At 57.3% G+C, this 20,384-nt stretch carries 18 protein-coding genes; 10 read left to right on the top strand and 8 right to left on the bottom strand.

What is annotated here, in order from left to right; translation table 11 throughout:
• Positions 1–7: 7 nt before the first annotated feature.
• The 4 genes from MFP24_RS10340 to pilM are packed head-to-tail and all read right to left on the bottom strand — an operon-like array spanning position 8 to position 2,372.
• Entirely contained in the window at positions 8–415 is a 408-nt protein-coding gene (locus MFP24_RS10340) for a HofP DNA utilization family protein (RefSeq protein ID WP_249230470.1), read from the bottom strand.
• Positions 408–956 carry a hypothetical protein gene (locus tag MFP24_RS10345; RefSeq protein ID WP_249230471.1) on the bottom strand — a complete coding sequence of 183 codons (549 nt, stop codon included), beginning with the start codon at positions 954–956 and terminating at the stop codon, positions 408–410. Before MFP24_RS10345 ends, MFP24_RS10340 begins: the two co-directional genes overlap by 8 nt.
• Positions 949–1,518 (bottom strand): PilN domain-containing protein, encoded by a 570-nt coding sequence (locus tag MFP24_RS10350; protein WP_249230472.1) that lies wholly within the window; start codon positions 1,516–1,518, stop codon positions 949–951. The genes MFP24_RS10345 and MFP24_RS10350 overlap by 8 nt, the downstream gene beginning before the upstream one ends.
• A gap of 2 nt (positions 1,519–1,520) precedes the next feature.
• Positions 1,521–2,372 (bottom strand): type IV pilus biogenesis protein PilM, encoded by an 852-nt coding sequence (gene pilM / locus MFP24_RS10355; protein WP_249230473.1) that lies wholly within the window; start codon positions 2,370–2,372, stop codon positions 1,521–1,523.
• Positions 2,373–2,482: 110 nt separating this feature from the next.
• Between pilM and mrcA the strand changes: the two genes are divergently transcribed.
• Positions 2,483–5,041: a peptidoglycan glycosyltransferase/peptidoglycan DD-transpeptidase MrcA gene (gene mrcA, locus MFP24_RS10360; protein ID WP_249230474.1), complete on the top strand. Its 2,559-nt coding sequence runs from the start codon at positions 2,483–2,485 to the stop codon at positions 5,039–5,041.
• Between the two features lie 68 nt (positions 5,042–5,109).
• On the opposite strand, the gene nudE is transcribed toward mrcA, so the two are convergent.
• Positions 5,110–5,667, bottom strand: coding sequence for an ADP compounds hydrolase NudE (nudE, locus tag MFP24_RS10365; protein WP_249230475.1), 558 nt, complete (start codon positions 5,665–5,667; stop codon positions 5,110–5,112).
• A gap of 469 nt (positions 5,668–6,136) precedes the next feature.
• Between nudE and MFP24_RS10370 the strand changes: the two genes are divergently transcribed.
• From MFP24_RS10370 to pckA, 5 genes are all read left to right on the top strand, one after another.
• Positions 6,137–8,278, top strand: coding sequence for an IgaA/UmoB family intracellular growth attenuator (locus tag MFP24_RS10370; protein WP_249230476.1), 2,142 nt, complete (start codon positions 6,137–6,139; stop codon positions 8,276–8,278).
• A gap of 108 nt (positions 8,279–8,386) precedes the next feature.
• The gene (yrfG, locus tag MFP24_RS10375) at positions 8,387–9,076 is read left to right on the top strand and encodes a GMP/IMP nucleotidase (protein WP_249230477.1); all 690 of its coding nucleotides are present in this window, start codon (positions 8,387–8,389) and stop codon (positions 9,074–9,076) included.
• Positions 9,076–9,486 carry a ribosome-associated heat shock protein Hsp15 gene (hslR, locus tag MFP24_RS10380; RefSeq protein WP_249230478.1) on the top strand — a complete coding sequence of 137 codons (411 nt, stop codon included), beginning with the start codon at positions 9,076–9,078 and terminating at the stop codon, positions 9,484–9,486. The genes yrfG and hslR overlap by 1 nt, the downstream gene beginning before the upstream one ends.
• 25 nt (positions 9,487–9,511) lie before the next feature.
• Entirely contained in the window at positions 9,512–10,384 is an 873-nt protein-coding gene (gene hslO, locus MFP24_RS10385; protein ID WP_249230479.1) for an Hsp33 family molecular chaperone HslO, read from the top strand.
• A 196-nt stretch (positions 10,385–10,580) separates the two neighbouring features.
• Positions 10,581–12,200: a phosphoenolpyruvate carboxykinase (ATP) gene (pckA, locus tag MFP24_RS10390; protein ID WP_249230480.1), complete on the top strand. Its 1,620-nt coding sequence runs from the start codon at positions 10,581–10,583 to the stop codon at positions 12,198–12,200.
• Positions 12,201–12,938: 738 nt separating this feature from the next.
• On the opposite strand, the gene envZ is transcribed toward pckA, so the two are convergent.
• The 3 genes from envZ to greB form a co-directional block, all read right to left on the bottom strand.
• Positions 12,939–14,300 (bottom strand): two-component system sensor histidine kinase EnvZ, encoded by a 1,362-nt coding sequence (gene envZ / locus MFP24_RS10395; protein WP_249230481.1) that lies wholly within the window; start codon positions 14,298–14,300, stop codon positions 12,939–12,941.
• Positions 14,297–15,016, bottom strand: a complete 720-nt coding sequence (gene ompR, locus MFP24_RS10400; protein ID WP_005969424.1) for an osmolarity response regulator transcription factor OmpR — start codon at positions 15,014–15,016, stop codon at positions 14,297–14,299. Before ompR ends, envZ begins: the two co-directional genes overlap by 4 nt.
• A 270-nt stretch (positions 15,017–15,286) precedes the next feature.
• The gene (gene greB, locus MFP24_RS10405; protein WP_249230482.1) at positions 15,287–15,766 is read right to left on the bottom strand and encodes a transcription elongation factor GreB; all 480 of its coding nucleotides are present in this window, start codon (positions 15,764–15,766) and stop codon (positions 15,287–15,289) included.
• Positions 15,767–15,909: 143 nt separating this feature from the next.
• Between greB and olsF the strand changes: the two genes are divergently transcribed.
• The 4 genes from olsF (at position 15,910) to MFP24_RS10425 (ending at position 20,293) form a co-directional block, all read left to right on the top strand.
• Positions 15,910–17,622 (top strand): bifunctional ornithine lipid synthase OlsF, encoded by a 1,713-nt coding sequence (olsF, locus tag MFP24_RS10410; protein WP_249230483.1) that lies wholly within the window; start codon positions 15,910–15,912, stop codon positions 17,620–17,622.
• A 196-nt stretch (positions 17,623–17,818) separates the two neighbouring features.
• Positions 17,819–18,589 carry a MetQ/NlpA family ABC transporter substrate-binding protein gene (locus MFP24_RS10415; RefSeq protein WP_407062000.1) on the top strand — a complete coding sequence of 257 codons (771 nt, stop codon included), beginning with the start codon at positions 17,819–17,821 and terminating at the stop codon, positions 18,587–18,589.
• Positions 18,590–18,620: 31 nt separating this feature from the next.
• Positions 18,621–19,631: a methionine ABC transporter ATP-binding protein gene (locus tag MFP24_RS10420; protein ID WP_249230485.1), complete on the top strand. Its 1,011-nt coding sequence runs from the start codon at positions 18,621–18,623 to the stop codon at positions 19,629–19,631.
• Positions 19,632–19,633: 2 nt separating this feature from the next.
• On the top strand, positions 19,634–20,293 hold the full coding sequence (locus MFP24_RS10425) for a methionine ABC transporter permease (protein ID WP_136166852.1): 660 nt from the start codon (positions 19,634–19,636) through the stop codon (positions 20,291–20,293).
• The last annotated feature ends 91 nt before the right edge of the window (positions 20,294–20,384 follow it).

Here is a 20,384-nt window from a genome sequence, read left to right on the forward strand (position 1 = left end):
CTTGGCGTTACGGCTCGGTCGGCGCGGCCGGGGCCGCTTCCCGCGGGATAACGAAAGGCGACGGCAGGGAAATCTCCGCCGACGATCCGTCACAGCGCCCGGCGCCAGCGATCGCCGTCAGCGCGGCGCCTGACTTATCCAGGCGGCTGACCCGCCAGTCGCCCGGCGCGATCACCCCGTCCGGCACGACTCTCTGCCATTGGCTTTCCGAGCGGGCCAACCATCCCACCCATCGCTCGCCGGAACCAATAACGCCTTTTAGCCGCCACTGTTGCAGTGCCTCCATCCGGGTACAGCCTTCCGCCGATAGCGGATGAAACGGATCGCGATCGACGTTCGCGGCCTCTCCCGGCACGGCGCGGCACAGGGTGATAACAACCAGCGCTGCAAAGGTTCCCACTGCGATGCTATTCAACGCCGTCCCTCCGCTCGGCCGGCGGCTTCATTAATGACATTTCAATATGCAGCCCTTCCTGCGCGGACTTCATGGTCAGTTGTTCAATGCGTAACACATGAGGTAGCGCGATAAATTGACGCAGCACCTGCAAAACGCCGCGATAATCGGCGCGAAACGTTAATAACCACACCGACCGATCGGCGGGATCCGGCGCCGGCTGCAAGGAAAGCAGCACGGCGCCGGACTGTGACAGCGGCGCGGCGACCAGTCGCGCCGGCATATCGTCCTGGAATAAACGCCGCTCCGCCTCCCATGCCGCCAGCTGCGTTTGCATGACGGACAGGGCCGGCATCGTCGCCAACTCCTGCCGGATATGGCGTACCGCCAGAGTGTGCTGCGCAAGCTGCCGTTCGATATCGGTTATTTGCCGTTGCTCTTCCCACAGCGTCCACCTCGCTACCGGCAAGGCGAAGGCAAGCAGCGGGATAACCTGCGCCGCCGCCAGTACCCACAGCGGTTTACTTATCCAGGCTGCCCAGCCGGGCATCGAATCAGTCATCGCGCCTCCCGTCGCGCCGGAGGCCGACGGGCGCCCAATCCGCCCGCAGGGAAAAGCGCAGTAGCGAACGCTCGTTCTGCTGCCTTGACGCCTGCAGAACCCGTACCCGCGCCAGCGCCGGATGACGACCCAGCGAACGGTTTAAATCGACGATATCGCCATAGCTTTCACTCAGCCCGGAGATCACCAGACGTTCGCCCCGATCGACGACATCGGTCAGCCAGAGACGCCGGGGCATCATCGATGCCATCTGTTCCAGCAGCTTCAGGTAGCGCTGGTTATGCCGCATTGCGGCGGCATCGGCGTCGCGCTGCGCCTGATAATCCCGCAGCTTGTCCCACGTCTGGCGGTTTTGCCGATACTGCATCGTCAATTGCCGCTGCTGCGCCGACATATCGCTCAGCTGATGTTGCAACATCAGGCGCTGCTGCTGCCAAACCCGGTAGACCCCGCCGAGGGTTAGCGCGATCAGCGCCAGCTGCAGCAACAATAACATCAGCCAGTTGCGCGCCCGCCGGCGCAAGCGCCGTTTACGCCAGGGCAGAAGATTCACCAGCAGCATGTTCAGCTATCCTCAGGGCGCAAAGCCAACCCGCCGGCGATAACGAATGCCGGTGGAAAATCAGGTAAAGGCGGTTGCATCTGGTCAAACGCGGTCAACGGAGACCAGGGGATCAGCACGTCCGGCCGGTTGCCGGCTAATTCCGGCAAGGTGCTGCTGTAATAGACCGCATCATGGGGTGCCTGGGGATAGCGGGTACTTACCAACGAAAAAATATCCCCGTCGGGGGGCAATTCATCGGCATGTATTACGCCGAACTGAAAGGCATGGCTCAGCGGCGATACCCATAGCCAGCCGTCCGCCAGCCGATGCAGCAATAAAAAGCGATGCTCCAGCCCCGCCGACCGCGCCATACAGCGAATGGCGCAGGTTGAAACCTCGACGACGTCGGGATGCAAATCCGCCGTGCGCAGACATTCAAGCCAGCTATGCAACTCCGGCCGCCGCGCGGCGGTAATCAGTAAAGAACCCGGCGTATGCGGATCCTGCCGATAGTCTATCGACAATAAATCACTGCTGACCGGCAGCTTGCGGGCGGCCATGGCCTGTATGTATTCGTTACGCTCCGGCTCCTGCAACCGGCTGTCCGGCGCCGGCAAATACTGCTGCAATACCCGCTGCGCGGGAAACCCCACCCGCAGTGAAATATGGCGGGGCAATAGTCTGCGCCATTGCAGCAAGGTCTCACAAAGCGCCGCGGTATGGTGTAGACTACCCGCGCGCAACGTGTCGTCCGGCAGCGGAAACTGCCACCAGCAGCGCAGCTGCCAGCCGTGGCGACGGCGCTGGACCGCCAGCGCGCGCATAAACCCGTTTTGTATATCTAATCCAACCCGCCAGATGTGATAAGCCATGTTCAACCCAATTTCCTTGTCAAAGAACGTATCCACAGAACAGGCTTACCTTTATACTAGCGCGCGATTGTTTATAAACTGTCCAAACGCTACTGAATGGAAAATCTCAGGTGAAGTTCGTAAAGTATTTATTTATCCTTGCAGTGACTTGCATCCTGCTGGGAGCCGCCTCGATATATGGTCTGTACCGCTATATCGAACCTCAATTGCCCGATGTCGCCACGCTGAAAGACATTCGGCTGCAAACGCCGATGCAGGTATACAGCACCGATGGCGAACTGATCGCGCAATTTGGCGAACATCGCCGCATCCCGTTGAAACTGGATCAAATTCCCCCGGTGCTGGTGCATGCGTTTATCGCCACCGAAGACAGCCGCTTCTATGAGCACCACGGCGTCGATCCGGTGGGAATTATCCGCGCCGCGTCTATTGCGTTAACCTCCGGTCATGCCTCACAGGGCGCCAGCACCATTACGCAACAGCTTGCCAGAAACTTTTTCCTTAGCCCGGAACGCACCCTGATCCGTAAAATCAAGGAAGTCTTTCTGGCTATCCGCATTGAGCAACTGCTCACCAAAGATGAAATTCTCGAGCTCTATCTGAACAAGATCTATCTCGGCTATCGCTCTTACGGCGTCGGAGCGGCCGCCCACGTCTATTTCGGCCGCCCGGTCGATCAGCTTACGCTGAGCGAAATGGCGATGATCGCCGGTTTGCCGAAGGCCCCTTCCACCTTTAACCCGCTCTACTCCTATGACCGCGCGATCGCCCGGCGCAACGTGGTTCTGGCGCGGATGCGGGATGAGAACTACATCACCCAGGCGCAATATGACGCCGCGCGCGGTGAAAAACTGGTGGCCGACTACCATGCGCCGCGCATTGCGTTTTCCGCGCCCTATGTGGCGGAAATGGTGCGTCAGGAAATGATCAAGCGTTACGGCGACGATGCCTATAACGACGGCTATAAGGTCTATACCACCATCACCCGCAAACTGCAGTTGGCCGCCCAGGACGCCCTGCGCAATAACGTGCTGGCGTACGATATGCGCCACGGCTATCGCGGCCCCGCCGACGTATTGTGGAAAGTAGGCGAAGGCGCCTGGGATCGCGACAAAATCGTCGCCGCGCTGAAAAGCCTGCCGGTCTACGGGCCGCTGTTTCCGGCGGTCATTACCGGCGCCAGCGCCGATCAGGCGGTTGCGGTGATGGCCGACGGCAGCAATATTTCCCTGCCGATGGCCGGTATGCGCTGGGCGCGGCCGTATCGCTCCGATACCCAGCAGGGCCCGACGCCCAAACGGGTCACCGATGTGGTTCAGGTCGGTCAGCAGGTGTGGGTGCGTCAGGTGGAAAACGACTGGTGGCTCGCCCAGGTGCCGAACGTCAACTCGGCGCTGGTGTCGATGAATCCGAATAACGGCGCCATCGAAGCGCTGGTGGGCGGTTTCGACTTTAACCACAGCAAGTTTAACCGCGTCACCCAGGCGCTGCGCCAGATTGGCTCCAACATCAAGCCGTTTCTGTATACGGCGGCCATGGATAAAGGCCTGACGCTGGCCACCATCCTCAATGACGTCCCCATTACCCGTTGGGACGCCGGCGCCGGTTCGGACTGGCGGCCGAAAAACTCGCCGGCCACCTATGACGGCCCGATCCGTTTGCGCCAGGGGCTGGGACAATCCAAAAACGTGGTGATGGTGCGCGCCATGCGCGCCATGGGCGTGGACTATGCCGCCGAATATATGCGGCGTTTCGGCTTCCCTGAACAGAACATCGTGCATACCGAATCGCTGGCGCTGGGCGCCGCGTCCTTTACGCCGCTGCAGGTGGTTCGCGGTTACGCGGTGATGTCCAACGGCGGCTATCTGGTCGATCCCTATTTTATTACCAGAATAGAGAGCGAAGCGGGCGGCACCGTATTCACCGCCACCCCCAAAGTGGTGTGCGATACCTGCAATCTGCCGCTGGTGTACGGTGAAACCCGGCGCTCGCCGGTGCTGGCCGTCAACAATGCGGAAGACGTCGCCACCTCGCGGGAAAATCCGCCGCAGGGCGCGCTGCCCATGCCGCAGCTGGAGCCGGTTACGCCCGAGGAGGCGCGGCAAAGCACCGCTCAGCCTTACGCGCCGCACGTTATCAGTACCCCGCTGGCCTTCCTGATTAAAGATGCGCTTAACAGCAACGTCTTCGGGGAACCGGGCTGGATGGGGACGGGCTGGCGCGCGGGCCGCGAGTTGAAACGCCGCGATATCGGCGGTAAAACCGGCACCACCAACAGCTCCAAAGACGCCTGGTTCTCGGGCTATGGCCCTAACCTTGTCACCTCTGTGTGGATCGGCTTCGACGATCACCGGCGGACGCTGGGCGCCAGCAGCGCCTCCGGCGTCATCAAGGACCAGATTTCAGGCTACGAAGGCGGCGCGAAATCCGCACAGCCGGCCTGGGATGAGTTTATGAAGGTCGCGCTGGACGGCGTTCCCGAACAGCCGCTGACGCCGCCGCCCGGCATCGTCAGCGTGACCATCGACCGCAACAGCGGCAAACTGTCCAACGGCGGCGGCAACAGCCGTTCCGAATACTTTATTGAAGGCACGCAGCCGACCGAGTACGAAGTGCATGAAGCCGGCACCACACTGATGGATAACGGGAAAAGCGAAGAGCTGTTCTGATAGCGCGGCCGAGGCCTGAGTACGCAAAAGGCGCCAAAATCGGCGCCTTTTTGTTTATCTCACGCGCATCAACGCGCCGCGCGGTTCAGCCAATCCTGAGTCAGAAATAGCGCGCTGACGTTACGCGCTTCGCGGAAATCCGGCTCCTGTAGCAGCGTCATCATATCGCTCAGCGGCCAGCGCACTTTCGGCATCGGCTCCGGCTCATCGCCCTCAAGGCTTTGCGGATACAGCCCGCGCGCCACCACGATATTCATCTGGCTGGAAAAGTAGGAGGGCGCCATCGTCAAGGTGGCCAACAGATCCATCTGCCGTGCGCCGAATCCCGCCTCCTCCATCAGCTCGCGGTTGGCGGCTTCGAATACCGTCTCGCCGGGGTCGATCAATCCTTTGGGAAAGCCAAGCTCGTATTGTTCGATACCGACCGCGTACTCGCGGATAAGCAGTAGGTCATCATCGATGATAGGCACGATCATCACGGCTTCCCGCCCGGTCGGACGCATGCGCTCATAAACCCGGCGGGCGCCGTTACTGAACTCCAGATCGATGGATTCGACGTTGAACAAGCGCGAACAGGCAACCGTTTCTACCTTGAGTATTTTAGGTTTCTGCAGGTTATGACTCATAATGGCCCCATAGAGAAATTACGACCGCAGCGACACTTAGCCCAACCCGAACGATCGGTCATATTTACCTTTACCCTAGATGCCGATGTATCGCGGAATGAAAAGCGATCGTTAATATTCTTTTTGATATTGCTCATATTGTGCGTTAACAGTGGTCTTCGCTGCAACTATCACGATTATGAATTTACTTTTTTATAACATAATACACACCTTTCCGCTGTTGAAATAAAAAAACGTCGCTGGCGACGGCCCGTTGTAAAAATAAAAAGTCAATGACTTGCCAAAAAATCGGATTAACCTCATTTTAGGTACTCTTGCCGATTGCTACTATTGTCGCCTTGCGTGGGTAACCGCCGTTATTTTTAGCTATTAATTTAATAAGATCAGGCCGTACGGGTTATTCTCGATTGGGTAAGTTGATTAAAATTCGGCAAAAACAAGGAGTAGGTCACGTTGGGATGGAGATGACATGAGCACAATATTTATCCTATTGGCTATATTGCTCGCCTGTCTGATCGCTGTCGGAAGTATCATTGACTACCGTATGCGCCGGCGCCTGCCTTTCGTCAAACCCTTACCGGTAAAACAATCATCGTTTCGTCAACTGACGGATGAAGAGCGCATCGCCGTTGAGCACTACCTTGCTCAGGAAAACAGTCAGAAAACAACGCCGCTCGACACCCCTACGTCCTCCCCCAGGCTACCCCGCTCACTGCAAAGCAGTCGGGTATATCCGCTGACGCATACCATTACGCGTTACGGCCTGAGCACCGACTCGCAGCATAAGTGGCGATACTATATCGATACGCAGGAAATTCACCTGCCCCCTTGCTGGGAACAGTATATTACTGAAAACAATACCGTTGAGCTGATTAAGACCCGCTCGATTCCGCTGGTTATTTCCCTTAACGGGCACTCATTGGTGGAGTGCATCGCCAACGGTCAGATGAGTTCCGCCCCGGAAATTCCGCCGCCCAATGCCGCCATCCATCATGAAGAGCATGAACACGCCGAGCTGGTGACCATTCGCAAGGAGACCAGTGAAGAGCATGCCATACACCACTCGGCGGGGCTGAAAGAAGCCGCCGTGCTGTGTCTGGCATTCCTGCTGCTGTTAATCAGTCTCAACAGCCCGGTCGCGCTGCTTCCCTGGCTGACCGGCACGGCGGTGCTGCTCGCCGGCTGGAGCGTCTGGCAGCTTTTCCGCTCCCCCTCGGAGCAGGAACTGCGCGATGTTCATTGCCTCCACGGCACGCCGCAAGGTCTCGGCCTTTTTGGCGAATCCAACCAGGGGCAGCTCAGCAACGTCTCTTTGGGGAATATCGATCTTATCTATCCTCCCCACTGGCAACCTTATATCACCCATGATTTGGGAAGAAAAACGGATGTCGATATCTATCTTAACCGGCAGGTTATCCGTCAGGGCGAGCACCTTTCGCTACACGACGAAGTCAAAAACTTCCCCCTCCAACGCTGGGGTAAAAATCTGTTATTGGCGTCGGGTTCGCTGCTCTGCCTGATTTTTCTATTGACCTACGTCCCGCTTGGACTGCCGTTAAAGCTCAGCATGGCCTGGCTACAGGGCGCACAAAATATTCAGGTCGCCCAGGTTGACGAGTTGGAAAAAATAGCGCTCAAAATCGGCGATACGCTGCAGGTGCAAGGCACCGGAATGTGTTATGTCCCGACCCGGGTTTATCCCGCGGGCTACGTTTCCGCCTATGCCCCTTTTGACTGCTCGGCGATTTACTGGAATAAGGCGGAGCCTTTACCCTTGCCGGAATCCGATACCATTGAAAAAACCTCGGCATTGCTTAAAGCGGTGAACAACCAGCTGCACCCGCAGACCGATAAAGAGGGGATGGTTAACTCGCAGCTAGCTTCCGCCATTCAAAAATCAGGGATGATTCTGCTGAATAATTTCTCCGATATCGTGTTGAAAACCCAGGCGCTTTGTGAAAATGAAGGCGACTGTATCCGGCTGAAAAACGCCCTGGTCAATCTGGGCAACGTGAAAAACTGGGACGAACTGGTAAAACGCGCCTCTTCAGGATCGCTCAGAGGCATGAACGTGCTGTTGCGCCCGGTGAGCGCCGAAGCGCTGGAATCCATCGTCAACAGCGCCACCGACTTTTTCTTCTATCGGGAAATCAACAGCGCCGCGGACTTACTCAATAGCCCCCCGCCCGGCGGCTTTTTAATTCGCAGCGACGAAGGTCGCCAGCTCGTCGGCCACCCTTTGCCGCCCACGCCGCTGAATGAATACCGGCCAGCGGATCAATGGCAGGAACTGCAGCGGTTATCATCCACGCTGCTGCACACGCCGTTTAACGCCTCGGGCGTCATCACCCACCTCAGTAAAGACGCCAACGGCACTCAACATATCAGCCTGCACAGCGAACCGGACGTGATTACCCTGTGGCGTTATCTTGGCAGTTGCCTGCTGCTGCTGCTCTTCTCCGCCACGCTGGTTACCAACGCCGCGCTGCTGGTAAGCAAAATACGCCAAAGCAAACAGCGGATAACCCATATTCAGCGCTATTACGCCACACGTTTCGGCGGCGGCGGATCCCCGGCATTCCTGACGGACAAGCGCACGCGCCGGTTCTGATCATCGTGAAACGGCGCATTGTTATGTTATTCTGACCGCGCCGCCGTATTTATCCGCTCACCCAAAGCCGCCTGTATCGTCCGGCTGCGTTCTGTATCTGGAGTACCTATGAGCCCCCGTTTTAACTGGCATGAAATCGACACCGTTCTATTGGATATGGACGGCACGCTGCTGGATCTGGCTTTTGATAACTACTTCTGGCTGCAATTGGTGCCGCAGTCGCTCAGCGATAAACGCGGCATCAGCCTTGAACAGGCCCAGCGGCTTATTGCGGCGGAGTACCGGGCGGTGCAGCACACGCTCAACTGGTACTGTTTCGACTACTGGAGCGCAAGACTGGATCTGGATATTTACCAGATGACCACGGATATCGGCGAGCGCGCCCGGCTGCGTGAAGACAGCGCGCCGTTTCTGGCCGCCCTGCGCGACGGCGGCAAACGAACCATTCTGCTGACCAACGCCCACCCGCACAGCCTGGCGGTGAAAATCGCCCATACCGGATTAGACCGGCACCTTGATTTATTGCTTTCCACCCATACTTATGGGTATCCGAAAGAAGATCCGCTGTTATGGCGGGCCGTGCAGCGCCAAACGGGATTTGACCCCGCCAGAACGCTGTTTATCGATGATAGCGAACCGATTCTGGACGCCGCCAAAAATTTCGGCATACGCTATTGTCTGGGCGTCAGTAATCCTGATTCCGGCCAGCAGGAAAAAGCATTCCGCCAGCACCCGTCGATGAATAACTATCTCGGGCTGCTGCCGGCGCTGCGTCAGTCGGTTAAGCAGGAGAATTGATGATGAAAAGCAGCGAAAATTTCGGCGACGCCATCCGCCTGGACAAGTGGCTGTGGGCCGCCCGTTTCTATAAAACCCGGGCGATCGCCCGCGAAATGGTCGACGGCGGCAAAGTTCACTACAACGGCCAGCGCAGCAAGCCCAGCAAACTGGTTGAGCTGAATGCCGCAATCAAGTTACGCCAGGGGAACGACGAGCGCACCGTGATTGTTAGCGCGCTCAGCGGCCAGCGCAGAAGCGCCGCGGAAGCGCAGGCGCTGTATCGGGAAACCGCCGAGAGTATCGAGAAACGGGAAAAGCTGGCGCTGACGCGCAAAATGAATGCGCTGACCATGCCGCACCCGGATCGTCGTCCGGATAAGAAAGAACGACGGGATCTGATTAAATTTAAATACAGCGATCGGGAATAACCTGGCGCCACAGCGAGAGAAAACCATGTCCACCCATGACCAGCTACATCGTTACCTGTTTGAAAATCATGCCGTCCGCGGCGAGTTGGCGACGGTCAGCGATACCTATCAACATATTCTGGCCAATCATGACTACCCGCTTGCGGTACAAACCCTGCTGGGAGAAATGCTGGTGGCGACCAGCCTGTTAACGGCGACGTTAAAGTTCAGCGGCGATATTACCGTTCAGCTGCAGGGAGACGGCGCGCTGAAACTGGCGGTGATTAACGGCAACCATCAGCAGCAAATGCGCGGCGTCGCCCGTCTGCAGGGTGAAATCGCCCCGGACAGCTCGCTGAAGGAGATGGTGGGCAACGGCTATCTGGTCATCACCATTACGCCGACCGAAGGCGAGCGCTATCAGGGCGTGGTGGGGTTAGAGGGCGAAACGCTCGCCGACTGCCTGGAAAACTATTTCCTGCAATCCGAACAGCTCCCCACCCGGTTATTTATCCGTACCGGCGAACAGGACGGCCGCCGGGCCGCGGCGGGCATGCTGTTGCAGGTGCTGCCCGCGCAGGACGCCGCCCGCGATGATTTCGACCATCTGGCCCAGCTCACCGCCACCGTCAAAGAGGAAGAGCTGTTTGCCCTGCCGGCAAACGAGGTGCTCTACCGCCTCTACCATCAGGAGCAGGTGACGGTATATGAGCCGCAGGCGGTCTCTTTCCAGTGCCACTGCTCGCGCGAGCGCTGCGCCGGCGCGTTAATGACCCTGCCGGAACAGGAAGTGAATGACATGCTGCAGCAGGACGGCGAGATCGATATGCACTGTGATTACTGCGGCAATCACTACCTTTTCAACGCCGATGACATACGGGCGCTAAAACAGGGCTCAGCGACTCATCTTCTCCATTGATTCTTGCACGGGTACTTTATGTACCCGTTCCTCCCAAACTGAACTGTATAAAAAACAACCACATCTGATTTTTCAACCCGCAATATTGGCAAAGTTATTAAAAAATTTATTTAATTTTATGATTACTCTCGCGGTTAAAATAAGCTCACAGCATACAATGCTTGTTAGTTGAAATATAACAATTGAGGAGTAGTACATGCCGATTAAAGGTGTTTCACCACAAGCCCTCGCGGCTTATGGAATCCAGAACGTCCGCGATATTGTCTACAATCCCAGCTATGAATTACTTTTTGAAGAAGAAATATCCCCTACCCTACAAGGCTATGAACGAGGTATAGAAACCAACCTGGGCGCGGTTGCCGTCGATACCGGCATTTTTACCGGCCGCTCGCCGAAAGATAAATACATCGTCCGCGATGACGTAACGCGCGACACCGTATGGTGGTCCGATCAGGGGAACGGCAAAAATGATAACCATCCCCTGAGCCAGGAAATCTGGACGCATCTCAAGCAGCTGGTCACGACACAGCTGTCCGATAAACGGCTGTTTATCGTCGACGCCTTCTGCGGCGCCAACCCCGACAGCCGGCTGAAGGTTCGATTTATCACCGAGGTCGCCTGGCAGGCGCACTTCGTGAAAAACATGTTTATCCGCCCCAGCGATGAGGAATTACAGGATTTCGAACCTGATTTCATCGTGATGAACGGCGCCAAATGCACCAATCCGCAGTGGCGGGAACAGGGGCTGAACTCCGAGAACTTCGTGGCGTTCAACCTGACGGAACGTATCCAGCTGATCGGCGGCACCTGGTACGGCGGAGAAATGAAAAAGGGGATATTCTCCATTATGAACTACCTGCTGCCGCTGAAAGGCATCGCCTCCATGCACTGTTCGGCGAACGTCGGCGAGGACGGCGATGTGGCGGTGTTCTTCGGCCTTTCCGGCACCGGGAAAACCACTCTGTCGACCGACCCGAAACGCCAGCTGATCGGCGATGACGAGCACGGCTGGGATGACGACGGCGTATTCAACTTCGAAGGCGGTTGCTACGCCAAAACCATCAAGCTGTCCAAAGAGGCGGAGCCGGATATCTACGGCGCCATCAAACGGGATGCGCTGCTGGAAAACGTCACCGTGCTGGCGGACGGCAGCATCGATTTCAACGACGGTTCGAAAACCGAAAACACCCGCGTTTCCTACCCGATCTACCACATTCACAATATCGTCAAACCGGTTTCCAAAGCCGGACACGCCACCAAGGTGATTTTCCTGACGGCCGACGCCTTCGGCGTGTTGCCGCCGGTATCGCGCCTGACGTCGGATCAGACGCAGTACCATTTCCTCTCCGGCTTCACCGCCAAACTGGCGGGCACCGAGCGCGGCATCACCGAGCCCACGCCCACCTTCTCCGCCTGCTTTGGCGCCGCCTTTCTGACCCTGCATCCCACGCAGTACGCCGAGGTGCTGGTGAAGCGCATGCAGGCGGCGGGCGCTCAGGCTTATCTGGTCAACACCGGCTGGAACGGCAGCGGGAAACGTATCTCCATCAAGGATACGCGCGGCATTATCGACGCCATTCTGAACGGCAGCATCGAGGACGCGGAAACGCAGACGCTGCCGATCTTCGATCTGGAGATCCCCAGATCGTTGCCCGGCGTCGATAGCGCGATCCTCGATCCGCGCGATACCTACGCCGATCGGGCGCAATGGCAGGAGAAGGCGGAAGATCTGGCGCGGCGTTTTATCGCCAACTTTGATAAATACACCGATGCGCCGGCCGGCGCCGCGCTGGTTAAGGCAGGTCCGAAGCTGTAAGGGTTTGTAAGGGGTCGATAGTGCACGCCTTTTGCCAGCACTGTCGTCCCTTACATCACTGTTATCCCTTAGCATTACTGTCGTCCCTTAGCATCACCGTCATCTCTGACCATTACCGTCATCTCTGACCATTACCGTCATCTCTGACCATTACCGTCATCCCTTAGCATTATCGTCATCCCTTAGCATCACCGTCATCCCTTAGCATCACCGTCATCCCTTAGCATTACCGTCATCCCTTATCATTACCGTCATCCCTTACCATCACTGTCATCTCTTAGCATCACCGTCATCCCTTAGCATTACCGTCATCTCTTACCATTACCGTCATCCCTTAGCATCACTATCATCTCTTACCATTACCGTCATCCCCTTATCATTACCGTCATCCCCTTATCATTACCGTCATCCCCGCGAAAGCGGGGATCTCACGCAACGCCGGGTCGCCGGTAAAAGCAGGTCCCCGCCTACTACCGCGGGGAAGACGGAAGTTGTTGGCGGGGCGACGGAATTTGTCGGCGGGGACGACGGAAGTTGTTGGCGGGACGACGGAAGTTGTTGGCGGGGCGACGGAAGTTGTCGGCGGGAGCGACGGAATTTGTCGGCGGGAACGACGGAAGTTGTTGGTGGAGCGACGGAAGTTGCTGACGGGAGCGACGGAAGTTGTTGGCGGGAGCGACGGAAGTTGTCGGCGGGAGCGATGGATTTTGTTGGTGGGAACGACGGAAGAAGCGCCCTTTAACTCTCTTTTGCCGTCCCGCTCTCGGGCGCGGGGATATCGAACGGCAGCGGCAGATAAGCCCGCACGCACAGCCCGCCGCGCTCGCTGACGCCGACGTTCAGCACCCCGTCATGAGCGTCGATAATGCGCTGGACGATCGCCAGGCCGAGACCGGTGCCGCTGGTGCTGCGCGCGCTGTCGCCGCGTACAAAAGGCTGGAAAAGATGCTTCAGCAGCGCCGGTTCAATACCGCTGCCGTCATCCTCCACCTGAAACCAGGCGCGCTGCAGTTCGCGCCCGGTACTGACCTTTATCCAGCCGTTGCCGTAGCGGGCGGCGTTCACCACCAGATTCAGCGCCGCGCGCTTGATGGATAACGGGCTGACGCGCACCAACAGTTCGCCGCTGGCGAAGTCGCTGTCGATCTGGCGCTCATAGCCACTTTCCGCCGCCACCACTTCGCCCATAATGGCGTTCAGGTCGGCCACTTCCGTCTGCATTTCCTGCCCGGTGCGCAGGTAGTCGATAAACTGTTCGATAATCGCGTTGCACTCTTCAATATCCTTATTGATCGACTCCGCCAGATAGTCATCTTCCTTGCTCATCATTTCCGTCGCCAGGCGAATGCGCGTCAGCGGCGTACGCAGGTCGTGGCTGACCCCCGCCATCAGCAGGGTGCGATCGTCAGCCAGCAGCTTCACGCCGGACGCCATCTGGTTGAACGCCCGGGTGACGGAGCGCACCTCCGAGGCGCCGTACTCGCGCAGCGGCGGCGGAATAATCCCCTTCCCCACCTGCAAGGCGGCATGTTCCAGTTCAACCAACGGGCGATTCTGCACCCGGATAAACAGCCAGGCGCCGCCGATCACCAGCAGCATGATCGCCAGCGTGTAACGAAACAGCGGAGAAAAATCCCCCTGATGGATCTCGGTCAGCGGCACCCGCACCCAGATATCCGGCGACAGCCAGGTTTTCAGCCATACCACCGGGGTATTCTTGCTCACCTCGACCCGCACATCCGTCGGGCCGCCCAGCTGCTGCGCCATCTGCTGGCTGAGAAATTTATAGTGCTGGGCCCAGCGCAGACCGCTCTCCTCCGCCGCCTCATTGGTATATAACGAAATGCCCAGCTCGCGGTAAATCTCGCGCCGGAACGCCGGCGGCACTTCAAGGGTGGAGCCATCCTCCAGTTGCAGGCTGTCGGTCATCAGCATTCTCACCTCGTAGGCCAGCACCTTATTGAACTGCTGCAGACTCGGTAAGATAGCGAAGTTGAGCACCACCAGATAGGTGGTGACCAGGCTGACGAACAACAGCGTGACAATCAGCAGCAGCGTTCGGGCGAACGAACTGCGTGGAGAAAAGCGCCAGCGGATCATGCCTTACTGCCGTCCGGTACAAAGACGTAGCCCAGGCCCCAAACCGTTTGGATATAGCGCGGATGCGCCGGATCTTCTTCCACCATGCGCCGCAGGCGGGAAATCTGCACGTCGATGGAGCGCTCCATGGCGCTGTATTCGCGGCCGCGCGCCAGATTCATCAGTTTGTCGCGCGACAGCGGCTCGCGCGGATGGCTGACCAGCGCTTTAAGCACCGCAAACTCGCCGCTGGTTAACGGCATCGGTTCGTCATCGCGAAACATTTCGCGCGTGCCCAGATTCAGTTTGAATTTGCCAAAAGCGATAATCGCCTCTTCCTGCGACGGCGCCCCCGGCAACTCGTTGGCCTGACGACGCAGCACCGCGCGAATGCGGGCCAGCAGCTCGCGAGGGTTGAACGGCTTGGGAATATAGTCGTCGGCGCCGATTTCCAGACCGACGATACGGTCAACCTCTTCCCCTTTCGCCGTCACCATGATGATCGGCATCGGGTTGCTCTGGCTGCGTAAACGGCGGCAGATAGACAGGCCGTCCTCTCCCGGCAACATCAGATCCAGCACCATCAGGTGAAACGACTCGCGGGTCAGCAGGCGATCCATCTGTTCAGCATTGGCGACGCTGCGCACCTGAAAACCCTGCTCGGTCAGATAACGCTCCAGCAGCGCGCGCAAACGCATGTCGTCGTCCACAACCAGAATTTTATAATTCTCTTGCATTCTCTTTCTCCATAGGCGTGATTGCCGCCGATGCCGCTATTGTTCAGAAACATACGAATTACTGACAGCCGTTTCTGGTGTACATTCCAGGCAAAATTGTTACAAAGCATATTAAAACATGTTTAATCAACCATTTCCTTTATCCGCCTGCGGCAAAATCCGCGCCTTGTTGTAGTGGATTATAAAGACCCGTTAGCCAATAAAACGTCACAGGCTTCATTCTTTAAACAATTGGAGAAGTGGTGAAAGCCCGGCGACGCGCTCGCTGCGCTACGGTTTTACATATTCGATGGTATTGATAAACCACTCGCGCGGGCCGTGCGGGGTATTGACGGTAAACTCGTCGTCGATTTCCTTCTTCAGCAGCGCCCGCGCCATGGGAGAGTCGATCGAAATATACTCTTTATTCTCGCCGTAGATCTCATCCGGTCCGACAATGCGAAAGCGCTTTACCTCGCCCTCCTGGTTTTCGATCTCCACCCAGGCGCCGAAAAACACCTTGCCGTCCTGCTGCGGCGAATAATCGACGATCTTCAGCTCCGTCAGGCATTTCCGCAGGTAGCGCAAGCGGCGATCGATCTGGCGCAGCAAACGTTTGTTGTAAGTGTAGTCCGCGTTCTCGGAACGATCGCCCAGGCTGGCCGCCCAGGAGACGATTTTCGTTATCTCCGGGCGCTTCACGTTCCACAGATGGTCGTGCTCTTCACGCAGTTTGTTGTAACCCTCCCGGGTTATCAGGTTGGTTTTCACGTCTGTAACCTCGCCCGGCATTCACCGTTTGCCGACTCTTTATTACGCAATTTTATAATTCTGGTTAATAATCCGGCAACGGACATAAATGTGTCATTTCCATCCCGTACTTTGAGCCTCGAGAGAGCTATGGAGAACGGTTTATGTTTAGCTTAGACGCCATATTGCAAGATCTTGCCCCTCATCGCCACACTCCGGCCTGGCAGCGTACCTTATTACGCGCCCTGCTGTTCGAAAACAAAATTCAGCAATTTTCTCAACGCTACCCCTATTTAAAAGGCCTGGATCTGGTCGAGCAAATCCTCGATTACTTTAACTTCAGCAGCGAAATGGTCGAGGGCGACGTGGAAAATATCCCCAGCCAGGGGCCGGTGGTGCTGGTCGCCAATCATCCGATCGGCTCGCTGGACGGCCTCGCGCTTTTGCGCACGGTGGCCGGCGTCAGGCCGGATGTGCGCATCGTCGCCAGCCAGCTGCTTTCTTACGTCGAGCCGCTTAAAAATCTGTTTTTTGCGGTCGATAATTTTAATAACCGCACCAAACGCCGGCACATCGCCGCTATCCAGCAACATCTGGCAAACGAAGGCGCCATTATTGTCTTTCCGGCGGGCGAAGTGTCCCGCATCAGCCTGCAGGGCATACGCGACGGCCACTGGCACAGCGGTTTTATCCGTATGGCGGGCAAAGCCCGGGCGCCGGTGGTGCCGATACATATCAGCGGACGCAACAGCGGCCTGTTTTATCTTTCCTCGCTGATGTACCGCCCGCTCTCCACCCTGCTGCTGGTCAGGGAAATGTTTCTCCAGCGGGATCACCGGCTAAAAATCCGCATCGGCGCCCGCATTCCCTATGCCGCCTGGAGCCAGGGAGAGTGGAACGCCGACGATCTGGCCGCCCGCTTCAGGCGCCACGTTTACCGCCTGGGACAGGGCAAACCCGGCTGTTTTCCCGCGGAGAAGCCGATTGCGCTGGGCGAAGACCGCGCGTTGCTGAAACACGCGCTGGCCGCCTGCGAAACGCTGGGCGCCACGCCGGACGGTAAGACAGTCTACCTGTATCGACGCGGCGAGGAAGACTATGTGCCGATCCTGCGCGAGCTGGGACGCCTGCGGGAAATCGCTTTCCGCGCGGTGGGAGAAGGCTCGGGCCAGCGCCGCGATCTGGACGGCTACGACGACGATTACCTGCATCTTATTCTGTGGGATGAGAGCGATCTGGAGATTGTCGGCGCCTATCGTTTTATTCCCACCGCCCGGCAGATAGCGCAAAAAGGCAAAAACGGCCTGTACAGCCACAGCCTGTTCCATTACGGCGAAGAAATGAATCCGATACTGGCCTCCGGCCTGGAGCTGGGGCGCAGTTTTATCCAGCCCAAATACTGGGGCAAACGCGGGCTGGACTATCTCTGGCTGGGGATCGGCGCCTATCTGGCGCGCTATCCGCAATGCCGCTACCTGTTCGGCCCGGTGTCGCTGTCCGGCAGTTTGCCGCCCACGGCGCGAGATTTGCTGGTGGCCTTTTACCGGCTGCATTTTGCGCCCAGCCAGCCGCTGGCCCAGTCGCGCCGTCCTTATCCGGCTTCCCTGCCCGGCGTGCTGCAACAGTTTTCAGGCACCGATTACCAGCGGGATCTGACCCTGCTGAAAAGCATGCTCGGCAATATGGGGTGCGCCATCCCCACGCTGTATAAACAATATTCGGAGATCTGCGAACCCGGCGGCGTACAGTTTATCGACTTCGGCATCGATCCCGATTTCAACAACTGTATCGACGGGCTGGTTTTGGTGGATCTGCAGCAGCTAACGCCTTCCCGGCATCAGCGTTATATTGCGCCGTTTATTGCAGCGGAACGATAATCAGGCCCCTTTGCCGCGCCGCCGGCAATGCTAAAAAATAGATAAGCAAACGCCAAATTCATTGTTTGCCATTAAATTTCCGCGTGTTTGAATCAGCAAAACCGTTATTACCGCGATAATTATTATCTGGTTACTTCACAAGGAAATAAAAATGAAATGGCGCCTTTTCACCGGCTTTTTTTCCGCCGTGGCATTGATGAGCACCCTTAGCGCACACGGGGCGGAAGACGATAAAAAAACGCTGAAGCTGGGCTTTAACCCCGGCCCTTATAAAGAGCAGTTCGCCGAAGGCGTGGCGCCTTATCTGCAGCAAAAAGGATATAACATCGAATACGTTGATTTCAGCGACGGCATTCAGGTTAATCACGCCGTCAATACCGGCGATATCGACGCCAACGTTATGCAGCATCCGGTATACCTTGAATCGGTCAATGTGCGCTTGGGAATTAATAACGTCGGGATTGTACAGGTGCCGACGCCGCCCATGGGCCTCTATTCGCAAAAACACCAACATGCCGACAAACCGCGGCCCGGCACGGTTATCTCCGTTCCCAACCAGCCCTCCAACGAATATCGGGCGGCGCTGTTGCTACAGGATTTAGGCTGGATAAAAATTGCGGACAACGCCGAGCCGGCGACATTTTCGCAGAAACATATTATCGAGAACCCCTACAAGATCGTATTAAAAGAGCTGGACAATGCCCAACAGGTGCGGGCATTGCCGGACGTCGACTACGGCGCCATTCAGGGGAATTTCGCCGTTTCAAGCGGACTCAAGCTTAATTCCGCCCTGCAACTGGAGAATCCGACCCAGGGCTTTATTAATGTCGTCACCGTCGCCGGGAAAAATAAAGACGCGCAGTTTGCCAAGGATATTATCGCCGGCTATCACTCGGCGGAATTTAAAAGCTATATCCAAAGCCATCCGCAGTATGAAGGTTATCTGTTGCCTGATTATTTGAAATAACCCCGGCGCGGAAACTGATGAGTAATAAATAATGATTGAGCTGAGAAACGTAAGTAAAACTTTTCAGCGTAACGGCAGCGGCGTAACCGCGTTGCAGGATATTCATTTACGGATAGAAAAAGGGGATGTTTTCGGCATTATCGGCTATAGCGGCGCGGGAAAAAGCACCCTGCTGCGCATGATCAACGGACTGGAAACGCCCACCGCGGGCGAGGTGCTGATTAACGACGTGTCGCTGAATACCCTGCGTCAGCGTCAGTTAAGCACCCTGAAAAGAGATATCGGCATGATCTTCCAGCACTTCAGTCTGCTAAGGTCGAAAACCGTATTTCACAACGTGGCGATGCCGCTGGTGCTGGCGGGCAAGAGTAAGGCATATATCCGCCAGCGGGTTGCCGAACTGCTGGACTACGTCGGTCTGGGCGATCGCGCCCGCAGCTATCCGAACGAGCTGTCCGGCGGCCAGAAACAGCGCGTCGGCATTGCGCGCGCGCTGGCGATGAACCCGTCGATTCTGCTGTGCGACGAGGCCACGTCGGCGCTTGATCCGCAGACCACCATTCAGATCCTGCTGCTGTTAAAACGCATTAACCGCGAATACAACATTACGGTGGTGCTGATCACCCATGAAATGTCGGTGATCCAAAAGATCTGCAACAAAGTCGCGGTGATGGAGCAAGGCCGGGTAATTGAACAGGGTGCGGTGATTGAGGTATTCGGCCGTCCCGCCCATCCCGCCACGATCAATTTTGTCCGTACGGTGATCCAGGATCGTCTGCCGGACAGCCTGGCGCAAACCCTGCACGCGGAAAGCGGCAAGCTGCTGCGTCTTGAATTTGTCGGGCTTTCGGCCGGCCGGCCGGTGATCTGTAACGCCATCAAAAAATACGACGTGGAGATCACTATTCTGTTTGCCAGCATGTCCGAAGTTCAGGACACCACGCTCGGCTTTATGATGGTGCTGTTAAACGGCGATGATGCGCAGATAACCCAAACCATGGCTTATTTTGCCGCCGCCGGCGTGATTATTCAGGAGCCGTAGCCATGTTTGAAACCGCGATAACCGCCGACCAATTCCTTCTAGCCCTGCACGATACGCTGATCATGGTCAGCGTCTCCCTGGCGCTCGGCTCGCTGCTCGGCGTCCCGCTCGGCATTCTGCTGGTCGTCACCCGTCCCGGCGGGCTGCTGCAAAGCGCCGCGCTGTACCGCATACTGAACCCGCTGGTGAATATTATCCGCTCGCTGCCGTTCATTATCCTGCTGATCGCCATCCTGCCGCTGACCCGGCTGATCGTGAACACCACCATAGGTACGCCGGGGGCCATCGTGCCGCTGATTATCTTTATCGCCCCCTATATCTCCCGCCTGGTGGAAAACTCGCTGCTGGAGGTGGACGAAGGCATTATCGAAGCGGCCAAGGCGATGGGCGCCACGCCGTTGCAGACCATCTGGCACTTTATGCTGCCCGAGGCGCTGTCGTCGCTGATTTTGGCCCTGACCACCGCCACCATCGGCCTGATTGGCGCGACGGCCATGGCCGGCACCGTGGGCGGCGGCGGGATCGGCGATCTGGCGATCACCTACGGCTATCAGCGTTTCGACACCTTCGCCACCGTCACCACCGCGCTGGTGCTGATCGCGCTGGTACAGCTGTTGCAATCGCTGGGAAACCATATCGCCCGGCGGATCCGCCGCGAATAGCCGCCGGGTTATCACCTCGGATCTGGCCGGGGTATCCCGACCATAACAACATCAGTTCACAATTTAGCCGCTCTTATACCGGCCCCGTTTG

Origin of the sequence: Brenneria tiliae (assembly GCF_023347575.1) — a bacterium.
Lineage (GTDB): Bacteria > Pseudomonadota > Gammaproteobacteria > Enterobacterales > Enterobacteriaceae > Brenneria > Brenneria corticis.

Excerpts from the sequence above, each read along its gene's own strand:
- MFP24_RS10345 (WP_249230471.1), bottom strand. The coding sequence starts at position 956 with ATGACTGATTCGATGCCCGGCTGGGCAGCCTGGATAAGTAAACCGCTG.
- MFP24_RS10350 (WP_249230472.1), bottom strand. The coding sequence starts at position 1,518 with ATGCTGCTGGTGAATCTTCTGCCCTGGCGTAAACGGCGCTTGCGCCGG.
- pilM (WP_249230473.1), bottom strand. The coding sequence starts at position 2,372 with ATGGCTTATCACATCTGGCGGGTTGGATTAGATATACAAAACGGGTTT.
- nudE (WP_249230475.1), bottom strand. The coding sequence starts at position 5,667 with ATGAGTCATAACCTGCAGAAACCTAAAATACTCAAGGTAGAAACGGTT.
- MFP24_RS10370 (WP_249230476.1), top strand. The coding sequence starts at position 6,137 with ATGAGCACAATATTTATCCTATTGGCTATATTGCTCGCCTGTCTGATC.
- yrfG (WP_249230477.1), top strand. The coding sequence starts at position 8,387 with ATGAGCCCCCGTTTTAACTGGCATGAAATCGACACCGTTCTATTGGAT.
- hslR (WP_249230478.1), top strand. The coding sequence starts at position 9,076 with ATGATGAAAAGCAGCGAAAATTTCGGCGACGCCATCCGCCTGGACAAG.
- hslO (WP_249230479.1), top strand. The coding sequence starts at position 9,512 with ATGTCCACCCATGACCAGCTACATCGTTACCTGTTTGAAAATCATGCC.
- pckA (WP_249230480.1), top strand. The coding sequence starts at position 10,581 with ATGCCGATTAAAGGTGTTTCACCACAAGCCCTCGCGGCTTATGGAATC.
- envZ (WP_249230481.1), bottom strand. The coding sequence starts at position 14,300 with ATGATCCGCTGGCGCTTTTCTCCACGCAGTTCGTTCGCCCGAACGCTG.
- ompR (WP_005969424.1), bottom strand. The coding sequence starts at position 15,016 with ATGCAAGAGAATTATAAAATTCTGGTTGTGGACGACGACATGCGTTTG.
- olsF (WP_249230483.1), top strand. The coding sequence starts at position 15,910 with ATGTTTAGCTTAGACGCCATATTGCAAGATCTTGCCCCTCATCGCCAC.
- MFP24_RS10415 (WP_407062000.1), top strand. The coding sequence starts at position 17,819 with ATGAGCACCCTTAGCGCACACGGGGCGGAAGACGATAAAAAAACGCTG.
- MFP24_RS10420 (WP_249230485.1), top strand. The coding sequence starts at position 18,621 with ATGATTGAGCTGAGAAACGTAAGTAAAACTTTTCAGCGTAACGGCAGC.
- MFP24_RS10425 (WP_136166852.1), top strand. The coding sequence starts at position 19,634 with ATGTTTGAAACCGCGATAACCGCCGACCAATTCCTTCTAGCCCTGCAC.